Origin of the sequence: Micromonospora sp. NPDC048868, assembly GCF_043198195.1 — a bacterium.
In the GTDB taxonomy this organism is placed as follows: Bacteria; Actinomycetota; Actinomycetes; order Mycobacteriales; family Micromonosporaceae; genus Micromonospora; species Micromonospora reichwaldensis.
In genome coordinates this window covers 373,661-396,693 of the sequence record NZ_JBICUN010000004.1, presented here as the reverse complement: position 1 = coordinate 396,693, position 23,033 = coordinate 373,661, and the positions used below count along the sequence as shown (strand labels likewise).

The following is a 23,033-nucleotide window of genomic DNA, read 5'->3' as shown; positions in this document are numbered from 1 at the left end:
GGTGGTGACGGTGGCGGACGCGGAACTCCTCGTCGAGGTGGCCGGGCCGGTGGCGACGGTGGTGATCCGCAACCCGGCGCGGCGCAACGCGATGACCACCGCCATGTGGCGGCGGCTGCCGGAGCTGCTCGACGGGCTGGAGGCCGACCCGGCCGTCCGGGCGCTGGTGCTCACCGGCGCGGGGGACACCTTCTGCGCCGGCGCGGACCTGGGCGACCTGGACGAGCTGCTGGACGCCGGTGACGCCAGCATCGCGGTGGCCGCCGAGGAGCGGCTCGCCGCCTTCGCCAAGCCCACCGTCGCCGCCGTCCGGGGCGCGTGCGTGGGCGGCGGCTGTCAGCTCGCCGTCGCCTGCGACCTGCGGGTCGCCACCACCGACGCGCGGTTCGGCGTGCCGCCGGCGCGGCTGGGCCTGGTGTATCCGGCGCCCACCACCCGCCGGCTGGCCCGGCTGGTCGGCCCGGCCGCGGCCAAGCACCTGCTCTTCACCGCCGAGCTGATCGACGCCGAGCGGGCGCTGCGGGTGGGCCTGGTCGACGAGGTGCTGCCGGGCGACGGGCTCGCCGCCCGGGTGGCCGAGCTCACCGCCGCCGTGGTCGCCCGGTCGCAGCTCAGCGTCGCCGCCGCCAAGGAGATCGTCGACGGGCGGGCGGACGAGGACCGGATCGCCTGGTGGCACGGGCAGGTCCGGGCCAGCGGCGAGGCCCGCGAGGGCGTGGCCGCCTTCCACGAGCGCCGCCCGGCCCGCTTCGGCTGGACCCCGCCCGCCCGGCACTAACCGCTCCACCTCCCGTGGGTGGGGGGCCGACGGGTGCCGCGCCGAGGGCGTACCCCCGACGCGGCCCCCCGTTCCCGCCGGCCGGTCCGTCACCGCCCCGCCAGCGCCGCCCAGCTCGGCACGGCCGGCTCACGCCGCAGCGGCATGCCCGCCTCGGCCGGCGTCCGGTCGCCCTTGTGCTGATTGCAGCCGTAGCAGGCGGCCGTCGTGTTCCGCCAGGTGTTCCGGCCGCCGCGCGAGCGGGGCAGGATGTGGTCGATGGTGCCGGCCGGCCCCCCGCAGTACGCGCAGCAGCGCCCGTCGCGGCGCAGCACGCCCGCGCGGGACCAGGCCGGGCCGGCGCTGAACCGCCACCGGGTCACCACGTAGCGGACCAGGCGCACCACCCGGGGCATCGGGAACACCCCGATCACCCGATCCGGCTCGGCCTCGTGGATCTCGGCGACCCGCCGGCAGAGCATCCGGATCGCGTGCTGGACGGTGACCCGGTGCAGCGGGCCGAGGTCGGCGTTGACGACGAGGACGGCGTCCACCGGTGTCTCCCTTCGTGGCGGTGACGAGCTGGGCGGGCCGGAGCGCGAAAGAGCCGCCCGGTCCGGGTTACGGACGGGCGGCTCGACGTCGTGCGGGCACGCGTCAGTCGGGCCGGCCGCCCCCGGGGTCTTCGGCACGGTGACGACCGCCGCCGGCCGGCGATGCCGGACGCGTGGGCAGGCACGACGGCACACCTGTGACGTGCGACATCGACATGACCAGCTCCCGCGGCGGTGGTTGACCTTGCGCGATCACGGTAGGTCCGCGGGGGACAGAGGGGCAACGGATTTCGATCGAGGCCCCGGCTCGTCGGGGCGGCGCTGCCGGCGGGCCCGGCCGGCGGCCCGCGCGGCGGCCAGGGGCCGGTCGATGCGTACGGCCATCCGCGCCGTCAGCTCGCTCTCCAGCAGCGGCCGGTTGACCTCCCCGGCGACCGCGAGCGCCGGCCCCGAGACGGTGCGCCAGATCGCGGCCAGCCCGGCGCCCAGCCCGAGCAGGGCCACGGCGGCCCGGGTCACCGGCGGGCCGGCGGCGGCGAGCGCGCTCACCCCCACCACGGCGAACAGCACGGCGAGCAGCGGTACGAGCACCGGCCAGAAGATCCCCCGGACGGCCTGCACCACCAGCCTCCGGTCCCGCACGATCAGGTTCCGGGCGACGATGGCGTAGTCCTCCTCGTCGAGCAGGTCCCTCGGGTGCAGCCCGCCGGTGAGTACGCCCTGCCACAGCTCGCCCTGGTTGCGCAGCTCGCGGGCCAGCTCGGGCAGCCCCGCCTCGGTCGGGTCGCCCACGCCCGCCCGGGTGACCGCCGTCGCCCACGCCGACAGCGAGTGGCGGACCACCACGGCCGAGTACGGTGGCAGCACGCTGGCCAGCTCGCCCAGCCAACGGCCGATCTCGAACTGCCGCCCGCCGAAGCGCTGGGCCACCTGTCCGGCGTCGCCGTTCCGCACGGCGTCGCCGTACCGGACGGTGTCGGCCAGCGAGCGTCCCAGCCGGTACGCCAGCCCCACCCGCTGGTTGGTGGCCATCGTCCAGCGCAGCAGTTCCACGTTCAGGTCGTCGAGGGCGAGCAGCAGGGCGTCGGCGGACCCGTCGGCCACCCGGCCCCGCGCGTCGGCGGTGGCGGGCACGGGGCCGACGCGCCGGGTCAGCTCGGCGATCTGGGTGAGCGCGACCTCCACGCCGTCCAGGTACATCTGCATGCGCCGCCGCCCCGACATCTCGGTCAGGTTGGACAGCTTCGCCGGTGCGCCCGCCGACCGGTCGGTCCCGGGGTCGCGCAGCTCGGCGGTCCGCGCGTGGTGGTAGGCGTCCGCCATCCACCAGCCGAGCCGCAGGGCGGTCGCGACGCAGGCCCGCTCGTCGCGGATCAGCGGGTACGCGTCGTCCCGCGGCACGTCGGCGACGAGCGGGCCGTCGTCCGTGCGCGGCGACATCCCGCTGACCTCCCGGCTCACCCCAGAAGATCAGCCTAGGTGAACTGAACGGCCTATTTGCCCGTTTTGCTCCTCATCGCCGGGCGAGCAGGCCCGGGGGCCGGTCAGCCCCGTCCGGCGAGCAGGCCCCGGGGCCGGATCGAGCGGACCCGCTCCGCCGCGCCGCCCTCGGCCCGCAGGACGTGATTGGCGGCGATGATCCCGGTCGCCGCCGACCGCTCCATCAGCGCGCTCGGGAAGTCCGTCCGGATGCCGTCGCCGGCCAGGTAGAGCCCGTCGGCGTCGGTGCGTACCCCCGGCCGCCAGGCGTGGCTGCCGGGCGTGAACGCCGGCGCCTGCGCCTCCACCCGGGCGCGCAGCTCGCGGACCCGCAGCCGGGCCGCCTCCGGCCAGAGCGCGGTCAGCTCGACCCGCATCCGTTCGGCCAGCTCCTCGGCGGGCACGCCCGCGTCGCAGGCGTACGCGTGCAGCTCCACGACCGAGCCGCCGGTGCGCTCGGCCCAGCGGCGGGACTCGTGCTCCAGCCGGTGGTAGAGGGTCACCGAGTCCAGAGTGGGCTGCCGGGACACCCCGCTGAACACCGCCCGGTCAGCGGAGACGTCCCCGTCGCACCAGAAGCGCGCCACCGCGTACGGCGGACCGGGCCGGCCGAATGCGGGCATCCGCGCCGCCAGCCGGGGCGCGTGGTCGGCCAGGCCGGGCGAGGCCGCGACCAGCGCGGCCAGGGCGGGCGGATCGACGGCGAGCACCACGTGCCCAGCCGGGTACGCCGTGCCGTCGGCGGTCGTCACCCGCCAGCCGGCGCTGTCGCGGGTCAGGGCGGTGGCGGCGGCGCCCGTCACCACCCGGCCGCCGTGCTTCTCCACGTGCCGCGCCAGCGGCTCCCAGATCGCCGTCGCGTAGTCCTCGTCGGGGCAGTCGAAGGCGAGCCCCTCCGGGTTGCCGAGCAGGTAGAAGTGGAACTGGGCGATCATCTCCGCCGCCGACATCTCCGCCTCGTGGTTGAAGAACGAGTGGGAGAAGACCTCGAAGAGCATCGCGCGGGCCCGGTCGGGCAGCCGCAGCGAGGTGAGCAGCGCGTCGGCGGTGCTGTCGTCGAACTCGGCGTAGGTGCGCACCGGGTCGTAGGTGAGCAGTGGCAGCGCCGCGTCCCGGTCCATGCCCCGCAGGTCGCGCAGGCGCAGGCTGGGGCTGCGCAACAGCAGCGCCAGCAGGTTCGCCGGCGGCGCGGGCGGCAGCTTGCCGAACTCCTCGGTGGGCCACCGCTCGCTGAGGATCGGATAGCCGGGGACCGGCTTGAGGAAGCCCAGCCCCGGGTCGGCGCGGCGCAGGATGGAGCGCCAGTTGTAGTACTGCCGGAAGAACGCGTGGAAGCCGTGCTCGTTCATCTGCCGGGTGCCGTCGGCGAGCGTCTCCGGCCAGGCGCCCAGCCGGCCGCCGAGCGTCGGCGCGGCCTCCAGCACCGTCACCGCCACCCCGCGCTCCGCCAGCACCACCGCCGCCGACATGCCGGCGATCCCGCCGCCGACCACCACCGCCTCGACCCGGCCCGGCACGCGGGGGGCGCCACCACCGCCCGGGTCCACCTCGTGCTCGCGTACGCCGATGAGTCGACCGACCACTTTCGACAGCGCCATGTGCACCTTCCCGCCGGGTGGGTCTCCAGTCTGCCCGCTCAGCCATCGCGGGAACCCTTTCCCGCGGGAAGCGCCTGACGAGCCCCGCCTTCACTCCGGCGGCGGGAGGCAGCGGCGTTCGCGGTCCGAGGTGGGCCAGACGTACTCCAGGTCGGGCGGGACGTCGTCGCCGAAGAGCGGTCCGTAGTGGCCGGGGTCCTTGCGCAGCAGCGACGAGCGGTGGCTCAGGTGCAGGTCGTCGCGGCCCAGCCAGGGCGGCAGCTCACCGGCCTCGGCCAGCTCGGCCTGGGTGCGGACCCGGGTCAGGCCGCAGGCGGCGGCGAGGTCGGCGGTCATCGTGGTCGCGCAGGTGTCGGCCCGGCCGGGCTCGCACCAGACCGCGCAGACGTCCAGCCCGTACCGGGTGAGGGCCTCCTCGTACCCGGCCCACATCTTCACCGCCGGGTGGTTGCGCCAGCCGTACGTGGGCCAGGTCAGACCGCGCAGCACCTGGATGGTCTCCACCCGCTGCTTGCCCAGCCGCTTCTGGTCCAGCGTCCGGGCGCTGGCCAGGAAGTCCGGGTACGGCAGGAACGTCTGCATGCCGGTGCTCTACCCGTCACCGGGAGGGACATGCCGGCGCGACCAGCGTTCATGATCACGGGGCTGCGTCCGGCGCGACCGGCTGACTACGATGCGGCACATGGCGGAGCCCCTGCTGGATCGTGCGCGGCGTGCCGGCCGGCGGCTCCGGGTCAACGGGGACGCACGGGCGCACTACGTGATCTGTGGTCGCGACGCCCTCGCCTACTGGGTGGTGCGGGCGCTGCTCGCCACCGAGCTCCAGGCCGGCCGCGTCCGGATAACCCTGGTCGTGCCCGAACGGCCGCGCTCGGACGAGCCCGACGGGCGGGACCTCCAGGGCGTCGAGGTCGTCCGCGCCGACCGGCTGGACGAGGTGACCTTCCGCCGGGCCGGGCTGGCCGGCGCCGACGGGCTGGCCCTGCTGCACCAGGACGACGTCGGCAACATGCACGCCGCGCTCTGCGCGCAGGAGGTCGAGCCCGGGCTGCGGCTGGTGGTGCGGATGTTCAACACCGGCCTCGCCAACGGGGTGCGGCAGATCTTCCCCGACTCGGCGGTGCTCTCCGACGCCTCCATGGCCGCCCCCGCCTTCGTGGCCGCCGCGTTGGGCGAGGTCGCCCCCACCCACTTCCGGCACGGCGGGCGCACCCTCTACGTGGCCCGCCGCGAGGACGTACGCCCGCCCGACGTGGTCTGCGGGGTCGCCGACACCCGCGACCCGCAGCAGGTCCGGCTGCTCCCCGCCGACGGGCGCGCGGCCGACCTGGTGATCGCCGAGGCGACCGGGACGCCGCCGGGCACGGAGCTGGCCGCCCGCCGGCTGAGGCGCGCCCGGCGGCGCCGCCGACCCCTGACGGTGCTGCTGCGCGCGGTACGCAGCTTCGCCACCCGCAAGATCGGCGTCGCGGTGATCGTGCTGCTGGCGGTGATCGGGGTGCTCGGCTCGCTCAACGGCTACGCCGCGCACGAGGACTGGGCCGACTCGCTCTACCTGACGCTGGTGACCACGCTGACCGGGCAGGATCCGAACCCGGACAAGTCGGCCGCCGAGCAGGTCATGCAGGTGGTGCTCAACCTGGCCGGGCTGGCGCTGATCCCGCTGATCACCGCCGTGGTGGTGGACGGCATCGTCAACGCCCGGCTGGCCCTGCACTCCGGCCGCATCCAGCCCGAACGCTCCGGGCACGTGGTGGTGGTCGGGCTGGGCAACGTCGGCACCCGGGTGATGGCCCAGCTCTGCGACTTCGGCGTCGAGGTGGTGGCGATCGACAAGGTGCCCGAGCCGCGCGGTGGCGCGCTGGCCCGGCGGCTCGGCGTACCGCTGATCGTGGGCGACGCCGCGCTGGAGGAGACCCTCCAGTCGGCGTCCGTGGGCGGCTGCCAGGCGCTGGTGGTGGTCTCCACCGACGACGAGACCAACCTCCAGGCGGCGCTCATCGGCCGGGCCGTCAACCCGGAACTCCAGGTGGTGCTGCGCCTCTTCGACGGCCACTTCGCCGAACGCATCCAGCAGGCGTTCGGCATCGGCGTCTCGCGCAGCGTGTCGTACCTCGCCGCGTTCTCGTTCTCCGCCGCGCTGCTGGACCGCGCCGTGATCGCCACCATCCCGGTCGGCCGGCACGCGCTGCTGGTCACCGAGGTCTCCGTCGCCGCCGGGTCGTCGCTGGACGGCAGGCCGCTCGCCGCCGTCGGGCGGGCCGAGAGCGTACGCCTGCTGGCGCACGCCCGGGCCGGCCAGCGCCTCGACTGGGCGCCCGATGCGCGGCTGGTGATCGTCGCGGGCGACCGGCTGACGGTGGTGGCCCGCCGGGCCGGCCTGAACGCCCTGCTCCGCGAGGCCGCGCCCCCGCCGGAGGACCCGGTCACGCCCGCGCCCCGCCAGCCGGAGGAATGACCGTCAGCCCTTCCGGGGGCGCACGGCGTACCAGAGGGCGCCGACGGCGAGCACGGCGACGCCGGCGAGCACGCTGGCCGGCGGCAGGTTGACCGCGAGCAGCAGGCAGCCGGCCAGCCCCAGCACGGCCAGCGTCCGCACCGGCAGCCGCCGGCCCGGGTCCCGGCCCAGCGTCAGCGCGGCGGCGTTGGTGATCGCGTAGTAGACCAGCACGGTGCAGCTGGAGAAGCCGATCGCGCCGCGTACGTCGCCCAGCAGCACGATCACCACCACCACGGCGGCCACGGCCAGCTCCGCCCGGTGCGGCACCCGGTGCACGGGGTGGACGGCGGCGAGCGCCCCCGGCAGGTCGCGGCGGCGGGCCATCGCCAGCGCGGTGCGCCCCACCCCGGCGAGCAGGGAGAGCAGCACCCCGGTCACCGCCACCGTCGCCCCGGCCCGCACCAGCCAGGCCAGGCCGGGCAGCCCGGCGGCGGTCACCACGTCGGCCAGGGGCGCGGCGGAACCGGCCAGCCGGTCGGCCCCGAGCACGCCGACCGTGACCACGGCGAGCACCAGGTAGACCGCCAGCACCACGCCGAGGGCCAGCGGGACCGCCCGGGGGATGGTCCGCGCCGGGTCGCGTACCTCCTCGCCGAGGGTGGCGATCCGGGCGTACCCGGCGAAGGCGAAGAAGAGCAGCCCGGCGGCCGTGAGCACGCCCCGCCCGCCGCCGCCGAGGTCGCCGAGCCGGTCCAGCGAGACGTCGCCGCCGACCGCGCCGGCCACCGCGACCAGGGCCAGCACCGCCAGCACCACGCCCACCAGGACCTTCGTCGCGGTGGCGGTCTTGCCGATGCCGCGCAGGTTCACGGCGGTCACCGCCGCCACCGCGCCGACGGCGACGAGCCGGGCCTGCCCCGGCCAGAGGTACGCCCCGATGGTCAGCGCCATCGCCGCGCAGCTCGCCGTCTTGCCGGCCACGAAGCCCCAGCCGGCCAGGAACCCGGCGAACGGGCCGAGCCGCTCCCGCCCGTAGACGTAGGTGCCGCCGGACTCGGGGTAGCGGGCTGCGAGCCGGGCCGAGCTGGTCGCGTTGCAGAAGGCGATGAAGCCGGCCAGCACCAGCGCCGCCAGCAGGCCGGCCCCGCCGGCCGCCGCCGCGGCGGGCGCGAAGACCACGAAGACGCCCGCGCCGAGCATCGACCCCAGACCGATGACCACCGCATCCCGTACGCCGAGCCGGCGCGCCAGTTGCTCCACGGCGCGACCCTAGGGGGCGGAGATGAACGGACGGTTCCAGTCCCGCAGTGCTCCCGGCAACGGCAGGTCGTCCCACGGCACCCGGTGCAGCAGCCGGTCCAGGACAAGACCGAGCATCAGGGCGGCCAGCCCGTCGGTCAGCCAGTGGAAGTTCAGATAGGTGGTCGTAACCAGCAGGATCGCCGGCGGCGCGAACCGGACCAGCCGGTACGCGATCGGGGACAGCCGCCCGGCGGTCAGCGCGGTCAGCAGCACCGCGATCACCCCGTACCAGACGATCGCGTTGGCGACGTGCCCCGACGGGTAGGACATCGAGTAGGCCCCGGCCGGCAACTGGTTGAAGATCTCCACCGCCTCGCCGGGCGGCAGGAACGGGTCCTTGACCGTCGCGCTCGGCGCGGCCCGGTCGGTCCACAGTTTGAGGGGGCCGATGGTCAGGTAGGTCAGCACGAAAGCGCCCGCCACCAGCAACAGCGGCCGGACGGAGTGCCGACGCCACCCCACCGCGAGGGCGAGCGCCCCGGACAGCGGCATCAACAGCCAGCCGCCCTGCCCGAGCAGGTTGAACACCCGGGCGGTCCAGTACAGCGGTGCCGGGTCGTGCGTGAACGCCCACTCGCTGACCGCCAGGTCGAGATCGTGGAGCCGGCCCCGGGCGAGCGCCAGGGTCAGCACGGCGAACCCGGCGAGCAGCAGCGCGTCGAACCACCAGCCGGCCGGCCGGACCGGCCGAAGCTGCACCTTCGCCCGTACCGTCGTGGTCTCCCGCACCCCGACCACGCTACCGGCCCCGCTCGGCGCCGGATGGGGACGGGCCGGGGCCGCCTGTGTGCCGAGCCACGAAGGGAGGCGCTCGGCGGGGGGTACCCGTCAGACTTGTCCCCGTGCGGATCACCTCGGCCCTCGTGGACCCGGCGCTGCTCGACCTCCCCTGGTCGACCCCGCTGGAGGAGTGGCCTGCCCAACACCTGGTGGCGTTGCCGCAGGGCATCTCCCGGCACATCGTCCGCTTCGTCCGCCTCGGCGGCTACGTCTACGCGGTCAAGGAGACGGGTGAGCGGGTCGCCGAGCGGGAGTACGACCTGCTGCGCGCCCTGGAGCGGATCGACTTCCCGTCGGTGGAGGCGGTGGCGATCGTCGCCGACCGGCTGACCGACGACGGCGAGCCGCTCGACCCGGTGCTGATCACCCGGCACCTGCAGTTCTCGCTGCCCTACCGGGCACTCTTCTCGCACACCCTGCGCCCGGAGACGATGGGCCGGCTGCTCGACGCGCTCGCCGCCCTGATCGTCCGGATGCACCTGACGGGCTTCTTCTGGGGCGACTGCTCGCTGTCGAACACCCTGTTCCGGCGGGACGCGGGGGCGTTCGCCGCGTATCTGGTGGACGCCGAGACCGGGGCGCTGCACAACTCCCTCTCCAACGGCCAGCGCGGCGAGGACCTGGAGATCGCCCGGGTCAACATCTTCGGCGAGGCGCTCGACCTCCAGGCCGCCGGGCTGCTGCACGAGTCGATCGACCCGGAGGTGGTCTGCGAGGAGGTCGTGCAGCGCTACGAGCGGTTGTGGCACGAGATCACCTACGAGCAGCAGGTCGAGCGGGAGGCCCGGCACGACATCGAGGGGCGGATCCGCCGCCTCAACGAGCTGGGCTTCGACGTCGCCGAGGTGGCCATGTCCACGATCGACAACGGGCGCTACCTGGTCCGGCCGAAGGTGGTCGACGCCGGCTACCACACCCGGCGGCTGCTCCGCCTGACCGGCCTCGACGCCGAGGAGAACCAGGCCCGCCGGCTGCTCAACGACCTGGACGCCTACCGGGCGGAGAGCTACCTGATGGACGAGCAGCAGGCCGCGCACCGCTGGCTGACCGAGGTCTTCGAGCCGGTGGTCCGGGCCGTGCCGGCGCACCTGCGCCGCAAGCTGGAGCCGCAGGAGCTCTTCGCCCAGATCATCGAGCACAAGTGGCTGCTCTCCGAGCGAGCCGGCCGGGATGTCGGGATGGCCCCGGCCGTGCAGTCGTTCCTCTCCGACGTGCTGGTGCACCGCCCCGACGAGCAGGCCGTGCTCGGCGACGTGGTGGCGGACGGTGATGGTCCTTCCGGCGGACTGTCTCCGCGGCCGCTGTCGAGCTGATGTCGTAGACGATTCGGCCTGTGCGTCCCGTGTGATGTCGCAGACGATTCAGCTCGACAGCGTCGACGCGAGCCTCTCTGCACGGGTGGCTGTCGCCTCGCTGCGTCACTCCAGCCAGGAGCCGCCGCGCATCACCCGTACCACGTTCAGGTCGTCGTCGAGCACCACCAGGTCGGCCCGGAGTCCGACCTGGAGCGCGCCCAGCTGGTCGCCGAGGCCGATGGCGCGGGCCGGGGTGGTGGCCGCCATCCGTACGGCGTCCGCGATCGGGATCCCGGCGCCCACCGCGTGCCGCAGCGCGGCGTCCATGGTCAGGGTGCTGCCCGCGATCGCGCCGTCGCGGGCCAACCGGGCCACGCCGTCCGCCACCGTGACCGTCTGGCCGCCCAGGTCGTACTCGCCGTCGGCCATGCCGGCGGCGGCCATCGCGTCGGTGATCAGGGCGGACCGCTCGGGGCCCGCCGTCGAGGTGGCGAAGGCCAGCATCCCGTCGTGCAGGTGCACGCCGTCGGCGACCAGTTCGCAGACCACGTTCGGGGCGTCCAGCAGGGCCACCACCGGGCCGGGCTCGCGGTGGTGCACCGGCCGCATCCCGTTGAACAGGTGGGTGCCGACGCTCGCGCCCGCCGCGACGGCGGCGCGGGTCTCGTCGTACGTGGCGTCGGTGTGGCCGACCGCGGCGACCACCCGGTGCGCGGTGAGCAGCTTGATCGCCTCCAGGGCGCCGTCCCGCTCGGGGGCGAGGGTGACCATCCGGACCGCCCCGCCGCCCAGCTCGATCAGCTCGGCCAGCTCGTCGGTGGACGGGTCGCGGAGGTGCTCGGGGTTCTGCGCGCCGCAGCGGGCGGAGGAGAGGTACGGGCCCTCGAAGTGGATGCCGGCCAGCACCCCCTCGGCGACCAGCGGGGCGAACGCCTCGGTGGCCGAGCGCATGAGGACGAACGGCGAGCTGACGAGGCTGGCCAGCAGGGTGGTGGTGCCGTGCCGCAGGTGGAAGTCGGCGGCCTGTCGGGCCTGCTCGGCGTCGCCGGTGGTGAAGGTGTGCCCGCCGCCGCCGTGCGTGTGCATGTCGACGAAGCCCGGCACGATCCAGTGCCCGTCGCGGACCGACGGGTACTCGGCCACCGCCCGGATCCGGCCCTCGTGCACCTCCACGCAGCCCTGCCGGATCACGCCGGTCGGGGTCACCACCTTGCCGTTCACCCGAAGAGCCATCACTTCTCCAGACTGTCGAGGGCGAGCAGGGCGGCGCCGAGGCAGCCGGCCTCGTCGCCGAGGGCCGCCGCGACCAGGCGCGGCTCCCGGTGGAACGTCATCCGCTCGTGCAGCGCGGCCCGCAGCGGGTCGAACAGCAGCGCGCCGGCCCGCGCCAGCCCGCCGCCGATCACGACGGTCTCCACGTCGAAGAGGGCCTGGCCGGTGGCGAGGCCGTCGGCGAGCGCCTCCACTGCCTCCCGCCAGACGTCCGCCGCCAGCGGCTCGCCGGCTGCCGCCCGGTCGGCCACCTCGGCGGCGGTCGCCGGGACGCCGGCCCGCGCCGAGTAGAGCCGGCCGATCGCGGAGGCGGAGGAGACCGCCTCCAGGCACCCGGGACGGCCGCAGCCGCAGCGAGGCCCGCCGGGGCGTACCAGAATGTGGCCGATCTCGCCGGCGGCGCCGTGCGCGCCGGTGGCCGCCGCACCACCGACCAGGTGCGCGGCGGCGATGCCGGTGCCGATCGCGACGAAGAGGACGTGCGCGGCGTCGCTGCCCGCGCCGAGCCGGGCCTCGGCCAGGCCGCCGGCGCGCACGTCGTGGCCGACCGCCGTCGGCAGTCCGAGCCGCGCCTGCGCCAGGTCCCGCAGCGGTACGTCCCGGAAGCCGACGTTCGCCGACCAGACGGCGACCCCGCGCGCCTCGTCGATCACCCCGGGTACGGCGATGCCGATCGCGACCGGGCCGAGCCCGTCGGCGCGGGCCTTGCCGGCCAGCCCCTCGGCGACCCCCAGGACCGTGTCGACGACGGCGTCCGGGCCGCGCTCCGCGTCGGTGGGGTGCCGCTCGGTGTGCAGCACGGCACCGTCGGCCCGGACCAGGGCGCACTTCATCCCGGTGCCGCCGACGTCCAGCGCGACGACGACGTCGGCTGGCCTCACGCGAGGACCACGGAACGGGTCAGGTGCCGGGGCGCGTCCGGGTCGAGGCCCCGGCTGGTGGCGAGCGCGACGGCGAAGCGCTGCGCCAGGATCAGGTCGGCCATCGGGTCGACGGGCGTACGCCCGGCCGCCCAGCTGCCGAGCACCGTGCGGCAGCCGTGGGTGCGGCTGTGCACGAACGCCGCTCCCGTCGCCGCCACGTCCTCCGGCAGCCCGTCGGGCAGCTCGCCGAACGCCCAGACCAGCCGGCCCGGCGCGGCGATCGAGATGGGCCCGTGCCGGTAGTCCATCGCCGGGTACGCCTCGGCCCAGAAGGTGGCCGCCTCGCGGCACTTCAGCGCGGCCTCCTGGGCGAGCCCGACCGTCCAGCCCCGGCCGAGGAAGGTGGCCTGCTCGATGCGGGTCGGGTCGATCGGCAGCGGGGCGCGTACGGCCACCTCCGCGTCGGCGGCGAGCGCGTCGATGTTGTCGCCGAGGTGGGCGCGGAGCAGGGCCAGGGCGGTGGTCGCGAAGCGGGTCTGCACCACCGAGCGCTCGTCGGCGAAGGGCATGGTCACCGCCGCGTCGGCCAGCGCGACGGCGGGGGAGTCGGGGTCGCCGACCAGGACGGTGCTCGGCACCCGCCCGCGCAGGGCGGCGATCAGCTCGGTGACCTCGGTGGTGGTGCCGGAGCGGGTGATCGCGACGAGCCGGTCGTAGCGCCGGCTAATCGGGAACTCGGAGGCCTGGAAGGCGTCGGTCTCGCCCTGGCCGAGGTGCTCGCGGCGGGCCGCGTACGCCATCGCCATGAACCACGACGTGCCGCAACCCACGACGGCGACCCGCTCCCCGGGGCGGGGGAGGTGGTCCGTCGCGGTGGCGGCGAGTAGCGCCGCCTCCCGCCAGCAGTCGGGCTGGCTCGCGATCTCGGCGTCGACGTACGACATGAGAACTCCTACGCAGGGGAGCGGTGCGCAATACGGCTCGTTAGAGCCGCCTTTCGCGCGTTATTCTGCGCGAAAGCGGCTGGCTGTGGCAACCAGCCCCGGCATCGCGCAAGACGGGGTTTTGCGCCCTCGTAGTTTCGCGCACTACTGTGCACGCAATCAATCACCGACCGCGCAGTAACTGGAGGGCCCGGGTGGACCGGTACGCCAGATGGAACGCCCTGCTCGAGATGCTGACCGACAACGGCCGGGTCAGCGTCGAGGAGGCGGCCGAGCGGCTGGACGTCTCCCAGGCCACCATCCGGCGCGACTTCGACCAGCTCGCCCAGCAGCAGATGATCACCCGGACCCGGGGTGGCGCGGTCGCCAACGGCGTCTCGTACGACCTGCCGCTGCGCTACAAGACGGCCAAGCACTCGGCGGAGAAGCAGCGGATCGGCGCCGCCGCCGCCGCGCTGGTCTCGCCGGGCACCGTGGTGGGCCTCAACGGCGGCACCACCAGCACGGAGGTGGCCCGGGCCCTCGCCGTCCGGCCCGACCTGAACACCAGCGCCGAGGGCGCCCAGCTCACCGTGGTCACCAACGCGCTGAACATCGCCAACGAGCTGCTGGTCCGTTCCCGGATGAAGGTCGTGGTGGCCGGCGGCGTGGTCCGCCCGAAGTCGTTCGAGCTGGTCGGCCCGCTGGGCGGGGCGCTGCTACGCGAGGTCACCCTCGACGTGGCCCTGCTCGGCGTGGACGCGATCGACCCGCAGCTCGGCGCCGCCGCCCACCACGAGGGCGAGGCGGCGATGAACAACCTGATGGTGGCCCGGGCCAAGCGGGTCGTCATCATCGCCGACTCGTCCAAGTTGGGCGGTCACGCCTTCGCCCGGATCTGCCCGGTGGACCGGGTGGAGACGCTGGTCACCGACTCCGGAGCCAACCCCGAGGTGGTGGAGGCGTTCCGCGCCGCCGGCGTCACGGTCATCTGCGCCTGACGTTGAAAGGAAGGGCACCTTCCTGACGCCTGGTGCACAGGAAGGGGCCCTTCCTTTCACCTGATCGGCGCGTCGCATGCATACCGGGTATTGCGGGTGCCTGCATACCGCGTATGGTGTCGCGTGTCATACACCCATCGGGGGAGGTGCAGCTTGCCAGCTGTCCTGGAGATCGAAGGTCTCCGCAAGACGTACAAGAGCCGTCGGCGCGGCACCCGCAACGCGCTCGACGGTTTCGACATGCGGGTCGAACAGGGGCAGGTGCACGGCTTCCTCGGCCCCAACGGGTCGGGCAAGACCACCACGCTGCGTACGCTGCTCGGCCTGATCCGGCCCAACGGCGGCCGGATGACGATCCTCGGCCACGAGGTGCCGGCGGCGCTGCCCGCCGTCGCCGGTCAGGTCGGCGCGATCGTGGAGAGCCCGCAGTTCTTTCCGCACTTCACCGCGCGGGACACCCTGTCCCTGCTCGCGGGCGCGGGCGACGTGCCGCAGCACCGCGTCGACGAGGTGCTGGAGCTGGTCGGGCTGCGCGACCGCGCCGGCGAGCGGGTCAAGACCTACTCGCTCGGCATGAAGCAGCGGCTCGCCGTCGCCTCGGCCCTGCTGAAGAACCCGAAGCTGCTGATCCTGGACGAGCCGGCCAACGGCCTCGACCCGGGCGGCATCCGGGAGATGCGCACCCTGACGCGCAACCTCGCGGAGTCGGGGATGACAGTGGTGCTCTCCAGCCACATCCTCGGCGAGATCCAACTGATCTGCGACTCGGTCACCATCATCTCGCTGGGCCGGCGGGTGGCCTTCGGCCCGGTCGAGCAGGTGCTCGCCCAGCACTCCTCGGGCGCGGTCCGGGTGCGGCTGGAGGCGGTCACCGACCTGCCGGTCGCCGCCGACGCGCTGACCAGGGCCGGGATCCGGGTGGCGGGTCAGGCCGACCACCTGATGCTCGCCGGGGTCGACAAGCCGGCCACGGTGACCCGGCTCCTCGCCGAGCAGGGCCTCTACGTCAGCGAGCTCGCCCCGGTCGCCGTCGACCTGGAGAGCGTCTTCCTCGAACTGACCGCCACCGCGCCGGTACCCGGCCAGCACCGGCAGGTCGACCAGTCCACGAAGGTCGGTGGCGCGGGGCAGCCCGGTCCCACCGGGGGAGGGTGGGGCGCGTGAGCCTCTACCGTACGGAGTTGCGCCGGCTCGCCAAGCGGCGCTTCACCCGCTGGATGGGCCTGCTGGGCCTGCTGGTGCTCGCGGCCGTGGTGGTCGGGGTCTTCTTCACCAACGAGAAGATCGACGCCAGCGCGCTGGCGAAGGCCGAGCGCGCCGCCGACCAGCAGTGGCAGCGGGACGTCCGCCACAACACGGAGTACCGCGCGGCGTGCGAGAAGGCGAAGGCGGCCGGCACGGCCCAGTCCGGGGAGTTCCCCGACGACTGCGCGATGATCCAGCCCCCGCCCCGGGACGCGATCCAGGCGGACTGGTTCCTGCCGTCCACGTTCGACTTCCGGGAGAACTTCGGCGACACGCTGCTGCCGCTCGCGGCGATCCTCGCGCTGGTCGGGTTCGTCGTGGGGGCCTCGTTCGTCGGGGCGGAGTGGAACACCGGCGGCATGATGAACCTGCTGCTGTGGCGGCCGAAGCGGCTGACCGTACTGCTGACGAAGCTGGCGGCGCTGCTCACCGGGCTGGTCGCCCTGGCGGTGCCCACGACGGCGCTCTGGTTCGGCAGTTTCTGGCTGGTCGCCACGTTCCGTGGCAGCACGGCGAAGATGACCTCCGGGGCATGGCAGTCCTTCGCCCTGACCGGGCTGCGCGGGCTGGTGCTCGCGCTGGTCACCGCGACCATCGGCTTCGCGCTCGCCTCGCTGGGGCGGCACACCGCGATGGCCCTGGGCGGGGTGATCGCCCTGATGGTCGTCGGGCAGTTCGGCCTCGGCATCCTGCTGGCGATGGCCGGCGTGCGCTTCGCCGAGGCCTGGCTGCTGCCGACCTACGCCGTGGCGTGGATGCAGAAGAAGGTGACCCTGGAGGACTGGAACACCTGCCAGGCCACCTACTTCGGCGAGTGCAAACCGGACACGCTCGACATCACCTGGCAGCAGTCCTCGGTGATGATGGCGGTCGGGTTCGTGGTGATCCTCGGCGCGGCCCTCTGGGCGATGCGCCGGCGCGACATCTCCTGACCGTCGGCGGTGCGGCCGGCGGCTCTCCCCGGCCCCGGTCGCACCGCCGTGCCTCGACGGGGGATGACGAACCGGCGCACTCCGGGCGGAGCGCGGTGGGGTTCGCGGGTCGGACACGACGTGAACCGGAGCGGTCACGTTCCGGCACTGTCGTCCGATGCGAACCGGGTCTGCCCTGGTTAGGCTGGGAGTCCCCCACCGGTCGGCGTCGTGGTGTGCCGCCCGCCAGCCCCACGAGGAGCGCCATGCAGCCCGCCGACGCCGCCCCGGCCGCCACCGAGCCGCCCGTGCCGGGCCGGCCCGGCGAGGCCGGCGCGACCGTCGGGGCGGAGGCCACCGGGGAGGCGCGGGACACCGCCAGCGTCGTTCCCCAGCCGCGTACCGGTCCGGGCGCCGCGACGCCGACGGTCCCGCAGCCACGCTCGGCGCCGGAGCCGGACGCCGCCGGGGCGGCGCCCCCCGAGGCCACCGCCCCGCCGAACGGGGCTGGCACCGACGCCGACGCCCCGGCGGACGCCGGGCCCGAGAGTGGCCTCACCGAGCGTGAGCGCGGCATCCTCGCCTTCGAACAGCAGTGGTGGCGGCACGCCGGCGCCAAGGAACAGGCCATCCGGGACACCTTCGGCCTCTCGGCCACCCGCTACTACCAGTTGCTCAACGGGCTGCTCGACAACCCGGCCGCCCTCGCCGCCGAGCCGGTGCTGATCGGGCGGCTGCGCCGGCTGCGGTCCTCCCGGGCCCGCAACCGCCGCCGCTGACCGCTGTCGTACCCCGCGACCGGTCCCGGCCCCGCCGACCCCGTTCCGACCGACCGGTCGGTGCCGCCCGGCTTGCCGTGGTCGACGTGCCCGGCGGTGGCCACCACGAACGAGCCTCGTGGCGGCGCGCCCAGGCGGACCGCCGCTCCTACCCCCGACGCCCGTGCGGAATGTCGGCGATCCGCGCGGGTACGCGGGTGTCGTTCCGGGCCGCATCTCGCGGCCGGTTCACGTTCCGGGCCGTGACCTGCGGCCCGGGGCCGACGGAGGGAGCGGGCGATGACGCAGATCAACCCGAGCCGGCCACCGGACGGTGCGACCGGCACCGCACAGCAGACCCGGCAGGAGGCGTCCCGGGTCGGGCACCAGGCGGCCCAGGCCGGCGGACACCTCGCGCACACCGCCGCGGAAAAGGGCGCACACGCTGCGCACACCGCCGCCGAGAAGGGCGGACACGTCGCGCACGCCGCCGCCGAACAGGGCGGACACGTGGCGTCGGAGGCCGGGCGGCAGGCGCGCCACCTGACCGGCGAGGCCGGCACGCAGTTGCGTGACCAGGCCCGGGCGCAGCAGCACCGGGCCGCCGACGGGCTGCGCGGCATCGGGCGCGAACTCAGCTCGATGGCGGAGCGGAGCGAGGACTCCGGGATGGCCGCCCAGGCGGTCCGCCGGGCCGCCGACGCCGCCCAGCAGGCGGCGGGCTGGCTCGACGAGCGCGAACCCGGGGCGATGCTCCACGACGTGCGGTCGTACGCGCGCCGGCACCCGGGCACCTTCCTGGCCGGCGCGGCCCTGGCCGGCATGCTGGTCGGGCGGCTCACCCGGAACCTGACCGCGTCGGGCGACGGGGCGCGGGCCGAGGGCCAGCCGTCGATGCCGCCGACCGGGCCGGGTACCGCGGCCGGGCCGCAGCCGTACGAGCGGACGGCCGAGGCGCCGTACATGCCCGAGGGGGCGTACACCGGGACGGCCCGGGTGCGCAACGCCTCGCCGTCGGGTCGGCAGGGGCCGGACATCCCGGGCGGGGTGGCGCCGTGAGTGCCCCCGAGAAGGAGCGGACGCAGTCGGTCGGCGACCTGCTGGGCGACGTGACCCGGGACTTCTCCGTGCTGGTCCGCAAGGAGGTCGAACTGGCCAAGGCGGAGCTGCGCGAGGAGGCGGGTCAGGTCGGCAGGCTCGCCGGCATGTTCGGCGGGGCCTCGCTGGCCGGTTTCCTGACGGTGCTGTTCGTGTCGTACGCGCTGTGGTGGGGGCTGTCCAACGTGATGGACCAGAGCTGGGCGGCGCTGATCGTGGCCGTCATCTGGGGTGTCGTCACGGGTGTCCTGCTCTCCAGGGCGCGCAAGGAGAAGGAGCAGCTCCGCTCGGTGCTGCCCCGGACGAGGCAGACCGCACAGGAGATTCCGAAGGCGGCGCGCGGCCGGTGAACCAGCCGGGAGGGAGCAGATCATGTCCAACGATCCGGACCGGATCCGGTGGGAGATCGAGAACACCCGGAACGAACTGAGCAGCGACGTCGACGCGCTGGCCGACAAGGTCAACCCGCGGCGGATCGCCGGTGAGCGCGTCGGGCAGGCCCGTGGCGCGTTCACCCGGGCCAGGGAGAAGGTGATGGGCGTGCAGTCTGACGGGCAGGGCACCGCACAGCGGATGTCGCAGGCGACAGGTCAGCGGATGTCGCACGCGGCCGATTCGGCGCGGGAGTTCGGCGGGCAGTCCCGGGAACGGGTGTCGCACGCGGCCGATTCGGCGCGGGCGTTCGGGGAGCAGTCCCGGGAGCAGATGTCGCACATGGCCGGGTCGGTGCGGGAGGAGGCCCGCTCGCTCGGGCAGCAGTCCCGCCAGCAGGCGCAGGGCAACCCCCTGGCGGCCGGCCTGATCGCCTTCGGCGCCGGTCTGCTGGTCTCGTCGCTGATCCCGCCCAGCCGCCCCGAACGGCACTGGGCCGGGCAGGCCAAGGACATGGTCGGCGAGCATTCCGACCAGCTCCGGGCGCAGGCCAGACACCTGCGGGAGCAGGCCGGCGAGGTGGGCCGCGAGATGGGCCACGAGGTCAGCCACAACATGCGCGGACCGGCGCAGGAGGCGGCCCGGGCGGTCGGTTCGACGGCCGCCAGTGGCGCGTCCGCCGTCCGGGATCAGGGCCGGTCGGCCGCCCACCAGATGCAGGGGCAGGCGCATGAGACCGCCGACGACCTCCGTCGCCGCTGAGGCGACCCGGGTGGTCGGGGCGGCGCGGACGATGCGGGTACGCTCCGCGTCCGCGCCGCCCCCCGGCCGGGCGGTCAACGAGGACCTGGTCTTCCGGTTCGGGCCGCTGGTCGGCGTACTGGACGGCGCCAGCGTGCCGGAGGGCTTCGACACGGGCTGCGCGCACGGCACCGCCTGGTACGTCCGGCACCTCGCGGCCCGGCTCGGGCTGGCGGAGGCGGTCCGCCCGACGGCGACCCTGATGAGCAACCTGGCGGCGGCGATCCTCGCGGTCCGGGCCGACCACGGCGACGGGTGCGACCTCGACCATCCGGGCACCCCGTCGAGCACGGTCTGCCTGCTGCGCGACGGGGGCGACCACCTCGACTACCTCGTGCTCTGCGACAGCCCGCTGGTGCTCGACGCCGGCGGTCAGGTCGGCGTGGTCACCGACGACCGACTGGACACCGCCACGGCGGAGCTGCGCGCCATGGTCGCGGCCCTGCCGGCCGGCGGCGCCGACCGGGTGACCCGGATGCGGCAGGCGGTCGACATGCAGCGGGCGCGGATGAACCGCACCCACGGTTACTGGGTGGCGGCCGCCGACCCGGACGCGGCGTTCCACGCGGTGACCGGGACCCTGCCGCTGCGGGGGCCGGGTGCGGTACGCCGGGCGGCACTGCTCAGCGACGGCGCGTCGGCCCTGGTGGAGCAGTTCGGCGTCCTCGACTGGGCGGGGCTGCTGGACGTGGCGACCGCCGAGGACCCCGCCGCGCTGATCGACCGGGTACGCGTCGCCGAGCGCGACCATCCGGACCGGTTGCGCCGGCACAAGCCGGCCGACGACGCCTCCGTGGTGCTCTGCGAGTTCGACGCCGAGGCACCCTGACCGGCCCCGGGGGCGGGGCGGTTCCGCCGCCCGTCACCTGGGCCGGACGGGCGGTCGACAGCGGAGCGTGAGGCGGAACACGATGCGGGCCGACCGGCCGGTACCTTCCGCCGGACCGCCAGTCGAGGCCCGATGGGGTGGACTTGGGCCGGTGGGGCCGGCAGACTGCGGCACGTGGCGGGAACGGTGCGGCTGGAGCCGGTGGACGAGCAGAACCTGGAACCATTGCTCTCCGTAGCGGCTGCGGAAGCGGAGCCCGGCGACGTGATGCCGCCGGTGGAGGCCCCTGCGGGCTGGTCGTGCGCCCGGCGGGAGGCGTTCCGGGAGTTCCACCGGGCGAGCTTCGGCGGTCTGGACGGCCCGACCGGCACCTGCATGTACGCGATCCTGGCCGGCGGCGAGGTGGTCGGCATGATCCGGATGGCCCGCCGCGACGAGCCGGGCACGGTCGAGACCGGGATGTGGCTGGGCCGCTCCGCCCGGGGCCAGGGAATCGGCGCGGCCGCCCTGCGCGAACTGTTGAACGAGGCGGCGGCGGCCGGAATGCGCCTGGTGGTCGCGGAGACCACCGTCGACAACCACGGTGCCGTTTCCGTGCTGAAGAAGTGTGGCGCCAAATTGCGCGAAAGTGGCGGTGCGGTGCACGCCGAGATATGCCTCGATTCGACGCTGCCGGCCATGTGACGGCCGTTCTGCATTTATTTCCTTTCTGACGTTCTTCCTGCTCGGCGCTGCCTCCATGTCGGCTTTGCGCGGTTTGTGGGGCGCGCCCGCCGGCCCGGGTGAATGGTTCCGACAAAGCGCGGGAGTGTTTCGCCGATAGGCCAACGGGTACTGCCCGTCTGGTCCGATTAAACGGGACACCTGATGTGCGGTCCGGCGCGTGCTGATCCCCGGCGGCCATTCTTTCGACCATTGCCGTCAGGTGTCCGGCGCTCCGGGGAGCGAAGGAGAACTGATGAAGAGCGGAGCACGAATCGGGCTCGCGGTCGGCTTCGGCTACCTGCTGGGCCGGCGGCGCAAGCTGCGTACCGCCCTCACCCTGGCCGCCGCGGTCGCGGCCGGCCGGGCCAGTCGGGAGCCCGGCGGACTGCTGAAGGCGGGCGGAAACCTGCTTCAGTCGTCTCCCCACCTGAGCAACCTCGGCCGCCTGGGCGGCCCGCTCGCCGCCGCCTCCAAGGCGGCTGCGACCGCCGCTGCCGGCAGCGGCATCGATGCCATCAGCGGCAAGCTGCGCGGCTCGGCCGACGCGCTGCGCCGCAAGGGCGGGGCCGGCGCCAGCGGCGACGGCGACCGGCCGGACCGGGACACCGACGCCGAGCAGCAGGGGCGCGACGACGCCGAGCAGCAGGGGCGCGACGACGACGGCGGGCAGCGGGACCGCGACGACGACGGCGGGCAGGACCGCGACGACGACGGCGAGCAGCGGAACCGCGACGCCGGCGACCAGCGGCGGGGGCGGTGACCATGCCGGACACGAAGAACCCCGGCGGACTCGGGGACAAGGTCCGGGGCCAACTCGCCGGCGAGGCGCGCAACCTGGCCAGCGCCATCGGCGAACGCGCGATGCGGGTGGTGACGGAGCGGATCACGGGCGCGACCGGCCGGCTCAGCGACTACGCGAAGCAGGGCGGCGGTCCCGGCCTGATCGCCGCTGCCACCGGCGCGCAGAAGCTCGCGGAGGGCGGTTCACCGGTGAAGGCGATGGTCCATGCCGGACTGGCCGGCGGTAAGGAGAAGGTCATGTCGGCGCTCGGCAAGGGCGGCAAGGGTGGCAAGGGCGGCGGCAAGAAGGTCAAGGTCACCAACATCGTCGAGGCGATCGAGGTCGGCGTGCCGGTCCGGGTCGCGTACGACCAGTGGACCCAGTTCGGCGACTTCCCGAGCTTCATGAAGAAGGTCGAGAACGTCGACACCGAGTCGGACGAGAAGCTGACCTGGAAGGCGCAGGTCTTCTGGTCGCACCGCACCTGGGAGTCCACAATCGTCCGGCAGATCCCGGACAAGCTGATCCACTGGCGCTCGAAGGGCGAGAAGGGCTCCGTCGACGGCACCGTCAGTTTCCACGAGCTGTCGCCCGACCTGACCCGGATCCTGGTGGTGCTGGAGTACCACCCGCAGGGCCTCTTCGAGCACACCGGCAACCTGTGGCGGGCCCAGGGCCGCCGCGCCCGACTGGAACTGAAGCACTTCGTCCGGCACGTGATGACCCACACGGTCCTCGACCCGGACTCGGTGCAGGGCTGGCGCGGCGAGATCGAGGACTCGCAGGTGGTCCGCGACCACGAGACCGCGCTGCGCGAGGAGCAGGAGGAGCGCGAGCAACAGGAGCGCGAGGAGCAGGAGCGCCAGGGGCAGGAGGAGGGCGAGGAGCGACAGCAGCGCGAGCAGCGCGGCCGGCGCGAGCCCGAGCCCGAGCCCGAGGAGGAGGAGGCCGAGGAGGAGCCGCGCGAGAAGCGCAGGACCGCCGAGCGTGGCCGCCGCCGACCGCCCCAGCGCCGTCGCCCGGCCGAGGACGAGGAGTACGAGGACGAGTACGACGAGGGCGACTACGACGAGTACGAGGAGGAGGAGCCGGAGGAGGAACAGCCCCCGCCGCGCCGCCGTGCCCCTGAGCGGGCCCGCCGCCCGCAGCCCCGCGAGGAGCCGCGTTCCCGTGAGGAGCCGCGTTCCCGTGAGGAGCCCCGGGCCCGCCGCTCCCCGGAAGCACCCCGGCGCCCGGTGGTCCGCCGTCGACGGGAGGAGCGGGAGTGAC

General features: G+C 74.6%; 23 protein-coding genes. 14 read left to right on the top strand and 9 right to left on the bottom strand.

Annotated features, from left to right (window positions below):
• Nucleotides 1–4: 4 nt before the first annotated feature.
• A complete protein-coding gene (locus tag ACGFNF_RS09185; protein ID WP_393166889.1) occupies nucleotides 5–778 on the top strand; it encodes an enoyl-CoA hydratase/isomerase family protein in 774 nt (257 codons plus the stop codon).
• An 89-nt stretch (nucleotides 779–867) separates the two neighbouring features.
• Here ACGFNF_RS09185 and ACGFNF_RS09180 read toward each other — a convergent pair whose 3' ends face one another.
• The 4 genes from ACGFNF_RS09180 to ACGFNF_RS09165 all read right to left on the bottom strand — a co-directional run bounded on the left by ACGFNF_RS09180 (nucleotide 868) and on the right by ACGFNF_RS09165 (nucleotide 4,970).
• A complete protein-coding gene (locus tag ACGFNF_RS09180) occupies nucleotides 868–1,311 on the bottom strand; it encodes an HNH endonuclease (protein WP_151454751.1) in 444 nt (147 codons plus the stop codon).
• A gap of 252 nt (nucleotides 1,312–1,563) precedes the next feature.
• Nucleotides 1,564–2,751, bottom strand: coding sequence for a hypothetical protein (locus ACGFNF_RS09175; protein WP_393166778.1), 1,188 nt, complete (start codon nucleotides 2,749–2,751; stop codon nucleotides 1,564–1,566).
• A 104-nt stretch (nucleotides 2,752–2,855) separates the two neighbouring features.
• Nucleotides 2,856–4,388, bottom strand: a complete 1,533-nt coding sequence (locus ACGFNF_RS09170; RefSeq protein WP_393166776.1) for an FAD-dependent oxidoreductase — start codon at nucleotides 4,386–4,388, stop codon at nucleotides 2,856–2,858.
• Between the two features lie 90 nt (nucleotides 4,389–4,478).
• The gene (locus ACGFNF_RS09165) at nucleotides 4,479–4,970 is read right to left on the bottom strand and encodes an MSMEG_6728 family protein (RefSeq protein ID WP_357580691.1); all 492 of its coding nucleotides are present in this window, start codon (nucleotides 4,968–4,970) and stop codon (nucleotides 4,479–4,481) included.
• 91 nt (nucleotides 4,971–5,061) lie between these two features.
• Here ACGFNF_RS09165 and ACGFNF_RS09160 point away from each other — a divergent pair, with 91 nt between their 5' ends.
• Nucleotides 5,062–6,846 carry an NAD-binding protein gene (locus ACGFNF_RS09160; RefSeq protein ID WP_393166774.1) on the top strand — a complete coding sequence of 595 codons (1,785 nt, stop codon included), beginning with the start codon at nucleotides 5,062–5,064 and terminating at the stop codon, nucleotides 6,844–6,846.
• 3 nt (nucleotides 6,847–6,849) lie between these two features.
• Here ACGFNF_RS09160 and ACGFNF_RS09155 read toward each other — a convergent pair whose 3' ends face one another.
• Both ACGFNF_RS09155 and ACGFNF_RS09150 read right to left on the bottom strand, forming a co-directional pair.
• The gene (locus tag ACGFNF_RS09155) at nucleotides 6,850–8,088 is read right to left on the bottom strand and encodes an APC family permease (RefSeq protein WP_393166772.1); all 1,239 of its coding nucleotides are present in this window, start codon (nucleotides 8,086–8,088) and stop codon (nucleotides 6,850–6,852) included.
• A 9-nt stretch (nucleotides 8,089–8,097) separates the two neighbouring features.
• Nucleotides 8,098–8,859 carry a phosphatase PAP2 family protein gene (locus ACGFNF_RS09150; protein WP_357580694.1) on the bottom strand — a complete coding sequence of 254 codons (762 nt, stop codon included), beginning with the start codon at nucleotides 8,857–8,859 and terminating at the stop codon, nucleotides 8,098–8,100.
• Between the two features lie 113 nt (nucleotides 8,860–8,972).
• Between ACGFNF_RS09150 and ACGFNF_RS09145 the strand changes: the two genes are divergently transcribed.
• A complete protein-coding gene (locus tag ACGFNF_RS09145) occupies nucleotides 8,973–10,223 on the top strand; it encodes a DUF4032 domain-containing protein (RefSeq protein ID WP_393166769.1) in 1,251 nt (416 codons plus the stop codon).
• A 105-nt stretch (nucleotides 10,224–10,328) separates the two neighbouring features.
• Here the strand turns inward: ACGFNF_RS09145 and nagA are convergent, their stop codons facing one another.
• Genes nagA through ACGFNF_RS09130 form a run of 3 tightly spaced genes read right to left on the bottom strand, consistent with a single transcriptional unit; the run spans nucleotide 10,329 to nucleotide 13,284 of the window.
• Nucleotides 10,329–11,438: an N-acetylglucosamine-6-phosphate deacetylase gene (gene nagA, locus ACGFNF_RS09140; RefSeq protein ID WP_357580696.1), complete on the bottom strand. Its 1,110-nt coding sequence runs from the start codon at nucleotides 11,436–11,438 to the stop codon at nucleotides 10,329–10,331.
• Nucleotides 11,438–12,358, bottom strand: coding sequence for an ROK family protein (locus ACGFNF_RS09135; RefSeq protein ID WP_357580697.1), 921 nt, complete (start codon nucleotides 12,356–12,358; stop codon nucleotides 11,438–11,440). Before ACGFNF_RS09135 ends, nagA begins: the two co-directional genes overlap by 1 nt.
• Nucleotides 12,355–13,284, bottom strand: coding sequence for an SIS domain-containing protein (locus tag ACGFNF_RS09130; protein ID WP_357580698.1), 930 nt, complete (start codon nucleotides 13,282–13,284; stop codon nucleotides 12,355–12,357). The genes ACGFNF_RS09135 and ACGFNF_RS09130 overlap by 4 nt, the downstream gene beginning before the upstream one ends.
• 194 nt (nucleotides 13,285–13,478) lie before the next feature.
• Between ACGFNF_RS09130 and ACGFNF_RS09125 the strand changes: the two genes are divergently transcribed.
• The 11 genes from ACGFNF_RS09125 (at nucleotide 13,479) to ACGFNF_RS09075 (ending at nucleotide 23,032) form a co-directional block, all read left to right on the top strand.
• Nucleotides 13,479–14,264, top strand: coding sequence for a DeoR/GlpR family DNA-binding transcription regulator (locus ACGFNF_RS09125; RefSeq protein WP_091626905.1), 786 nt, complete (start codon nucleotides 13,479–13,481; stop codon nucleotides 14,262–14,264).
• A 153-nt stretch (nucleotides 14,265–14,417) separates the two neighbouring features.
• Nucleotides 14,418–15,428 (top strand): ATP-binding cassette domain-containing protein, encoded by a 1,011-nt coding sequence (locus ACGFNF_RS09120; RefSeq protein WP_151454742.1) that lies wholly within the window; start codon nucleotides 14,418–14,420, stop codon nucleotides 15,426–15,428.
• On the top strand, nucleotides 15,425–16,441 hold the full coding sequence (locus tag ACGFNF_RS09115) for an ABC transporter permease subunit (protein ID WP_357580699.1): 1,017 nt from the start codon (nucleotides 15,425–15,427) through the stop codon (nucleotides 16,439–16,441). The genes ACGFNF_RS09120 and ACGFNF_RS09115 overlap by 4 nt, the downstream gene beginning before the upstream one ends.
• A gap of 245 nt (nucleotides 16,442–16,686) precedes the next feature.
• Nucleotides 16,687–17,199, top strand: a complete 513-nt coding sequence (locus tag ACGFNF_RS09110; RefSeq protein WP_393166766.1) for a DUF3263 domain-containing protein — start codon at nucleotides 16,687–16,689, stop codon at nucleotides 17,197–17,199.
• 279 nt (nucleotides 17,200–17,478) lie between these two features.
• Nucleotides 17,479–18,237 carry a hypothetical protein gene (locus tag ACGFNF_RS09105; RefSeq protein ID WP_393166764.1) on the top strand — a complete coding sequence of 253 codons (759 nt, stop codon included), beginning with the start codon at nucleotides 17,479–17,481 and terminating at the stop codon, nucleotides 18,235–18,237.
• Nucleotides 18,234–18,626, top strand: coding sequence for a phage holin family protein (locus tag ACGFNF_RS09100; RefSeq protein ID WP_393166762.1), 393 nt, complete (start codon nucleotides 18,234–18,236; stop codon nucleotides 18,624–18,626). The genes ACGFNF_RS09105 and ACGFNF_RS09100 overlap by 4 nt, the downstream gene beginning before the upstream one ends.
• A 22-nt stretch (nucleotides 18,627–18,648) precedes the next feature.
• Nucleotides 18,649–19,410: a DUF3618 domain-containing protein gene (locus tag ACGFNF_RS09095; protein WP_357578740.1), complete on the top strand. Its 762-nt coding sequence runs from the start codon at nucleotides 18,649–18,651 to the stop codon at nucleotides 19,408–19,410.
• Entirely contained in the window at nucleotides 19,379–20,278 is a 900-nt protein-coding gene (locus ACGFNF_RS09090; RefSeq protein ID WP_393166760.1) for a hypothetical protein, read from the top strand. The genes ACGFNF_RS09095 and ACGFNF_RS09090 overlap by 32 nt, the downstream gene beginning before the upstream one ends.
• Before the next feature lie 174 nt (nucleotides 20,279–20,452).
• Nucleotides 20,453–20,962: a GNAT family N-acetyltransferase gene (locus ACGFNF_RS09085; RefSeq protein ID WP_357578738.1), complete on the top strand. Its 510-nt coding sequence runs from the start codon at nucleotides 20,453–20,455 to the stop codon at nucleotides 20,960–20,962.
• 274 nt (nucleotides 20,963–21,236) lie between these two features.
• On the top strand, nucleotides 21,237–21,743 hold the full coding sequence (locus tag ACGFNF_RS09080) for a hypothetical protein (protein ID WP_393166757.1): 507 nt from the start codon (nucleotides 21,237–21,239) through the stop codon (nucleotides 21,741–21,743).
• Nucleotides 21,744–21,745: 2 nt separating this feature from the next.
• Nucleotides 21,746–23,032 carry an SRPBCC family protein gene (locus tag ACGFNF_RS09075; RefSeq protein WP_393166755.1) on the top strand — a complete coding sequence of 429 codons (1,287 nt, stop codon included), beginning with the start codon at nucleotides 21,746–21,748 and terminating at the stop codon, nucleotides 23,030–23,032.
• The last annotated feature ends 1 nt before the right edge of the window (nucleotide 23,033 follow it).

Excerpts from the sequence above, each read along its gene's own strand:
- nagA (WP_357580696.1), bottom strand. The coding sequence starts at position 11,438 with ATGGCTCTTCGGGTGAACGGCAAGGTGGTGACCCCGACCGGCGTGATC.
- ACGFNF_RS09170 (WP_393166776.1), bottom strand. The coding sequence starts at position 4,388 with ATGGCGCTGTCGAAAGTGGTCGGTCGACTCATCGGCGTACGCGAGCAC.
- ACGFNF_RS09090 (WP_393166760.1), top strand. The coding sequence starts at position 19,379 with ATGAGACCGCCGACGACCTCCGTCGCCGCTGAGGCGACCCGGGTGGTC.
- ACGFNF_RS09165 (WP_357580691.1), bottom strand. The coding sequence starts at position 4,970 with ATGCAGACGTTCCTGCCGTACCCGGACTTCCTGGCCAGCGCCCGGACG.
- ACGFNF_RS09095 (WP_357578740.1), top strand. The coding sequence starts at position 18,649 with ATGTCCAACGATCCGGACCGGATCCGGTGGGAGATCGAGAACACCCGG.
- ACGFNF_RS09075 (WP_393166755.1), top strand. The coding sequence starts at position 21,746 with ATGCCGGACACGAAGAACCCCGGCGGACTCGGGGACAAGGTCCGGGGC.
- ACGFNF_RS09105 (WP_393166764.1), top strand. The coding sequence starts at position 17,479 with ATGACGCAGATCAACCCGAGCCGGCCACCGGACGGTGCGACCGGCACC.
- ACGFNF_RS09160 (WP_393166774.1), top strand. The coding sequence starts at position 5,062 with ATGCGGCACATGGCGGAGCCCCTGCTGGATCGTGCGCGGCGTGCCGGC.
- ACGFNF_RS09110 (WP_393166766.1), top strand. The coding sequence starts at position 16,687 with ATGCAGCCCGCCGACGCCGCCCCGGCCGCCACCGAGCCGCCCGTGCCG.
- ACGFNF_RS09130 (WP_357580698.1), bottom strand. The coding sequence starts at position 13,284 with ATGTCGTACGTCGACGCCGAGATCGCGAGCCAGCCCGACTGCTGGCGG.
- ACGFNF_RS09080 (WP_393166757.1), top strand. The coding sequence starts at position 21,237 with ATGAAGAGCGGAGCACGAATCGGGCTCGCGGTCGGCTTCGGCTACCTG.
- ACGFNF_RS09175 (WP_393166778.1), bottom strand. The coding sequence starts at position 2,751 with ATGTCGCCGCGCACGGACGACGGCCCGCTCGTCGCCGACGTGCCGCGG.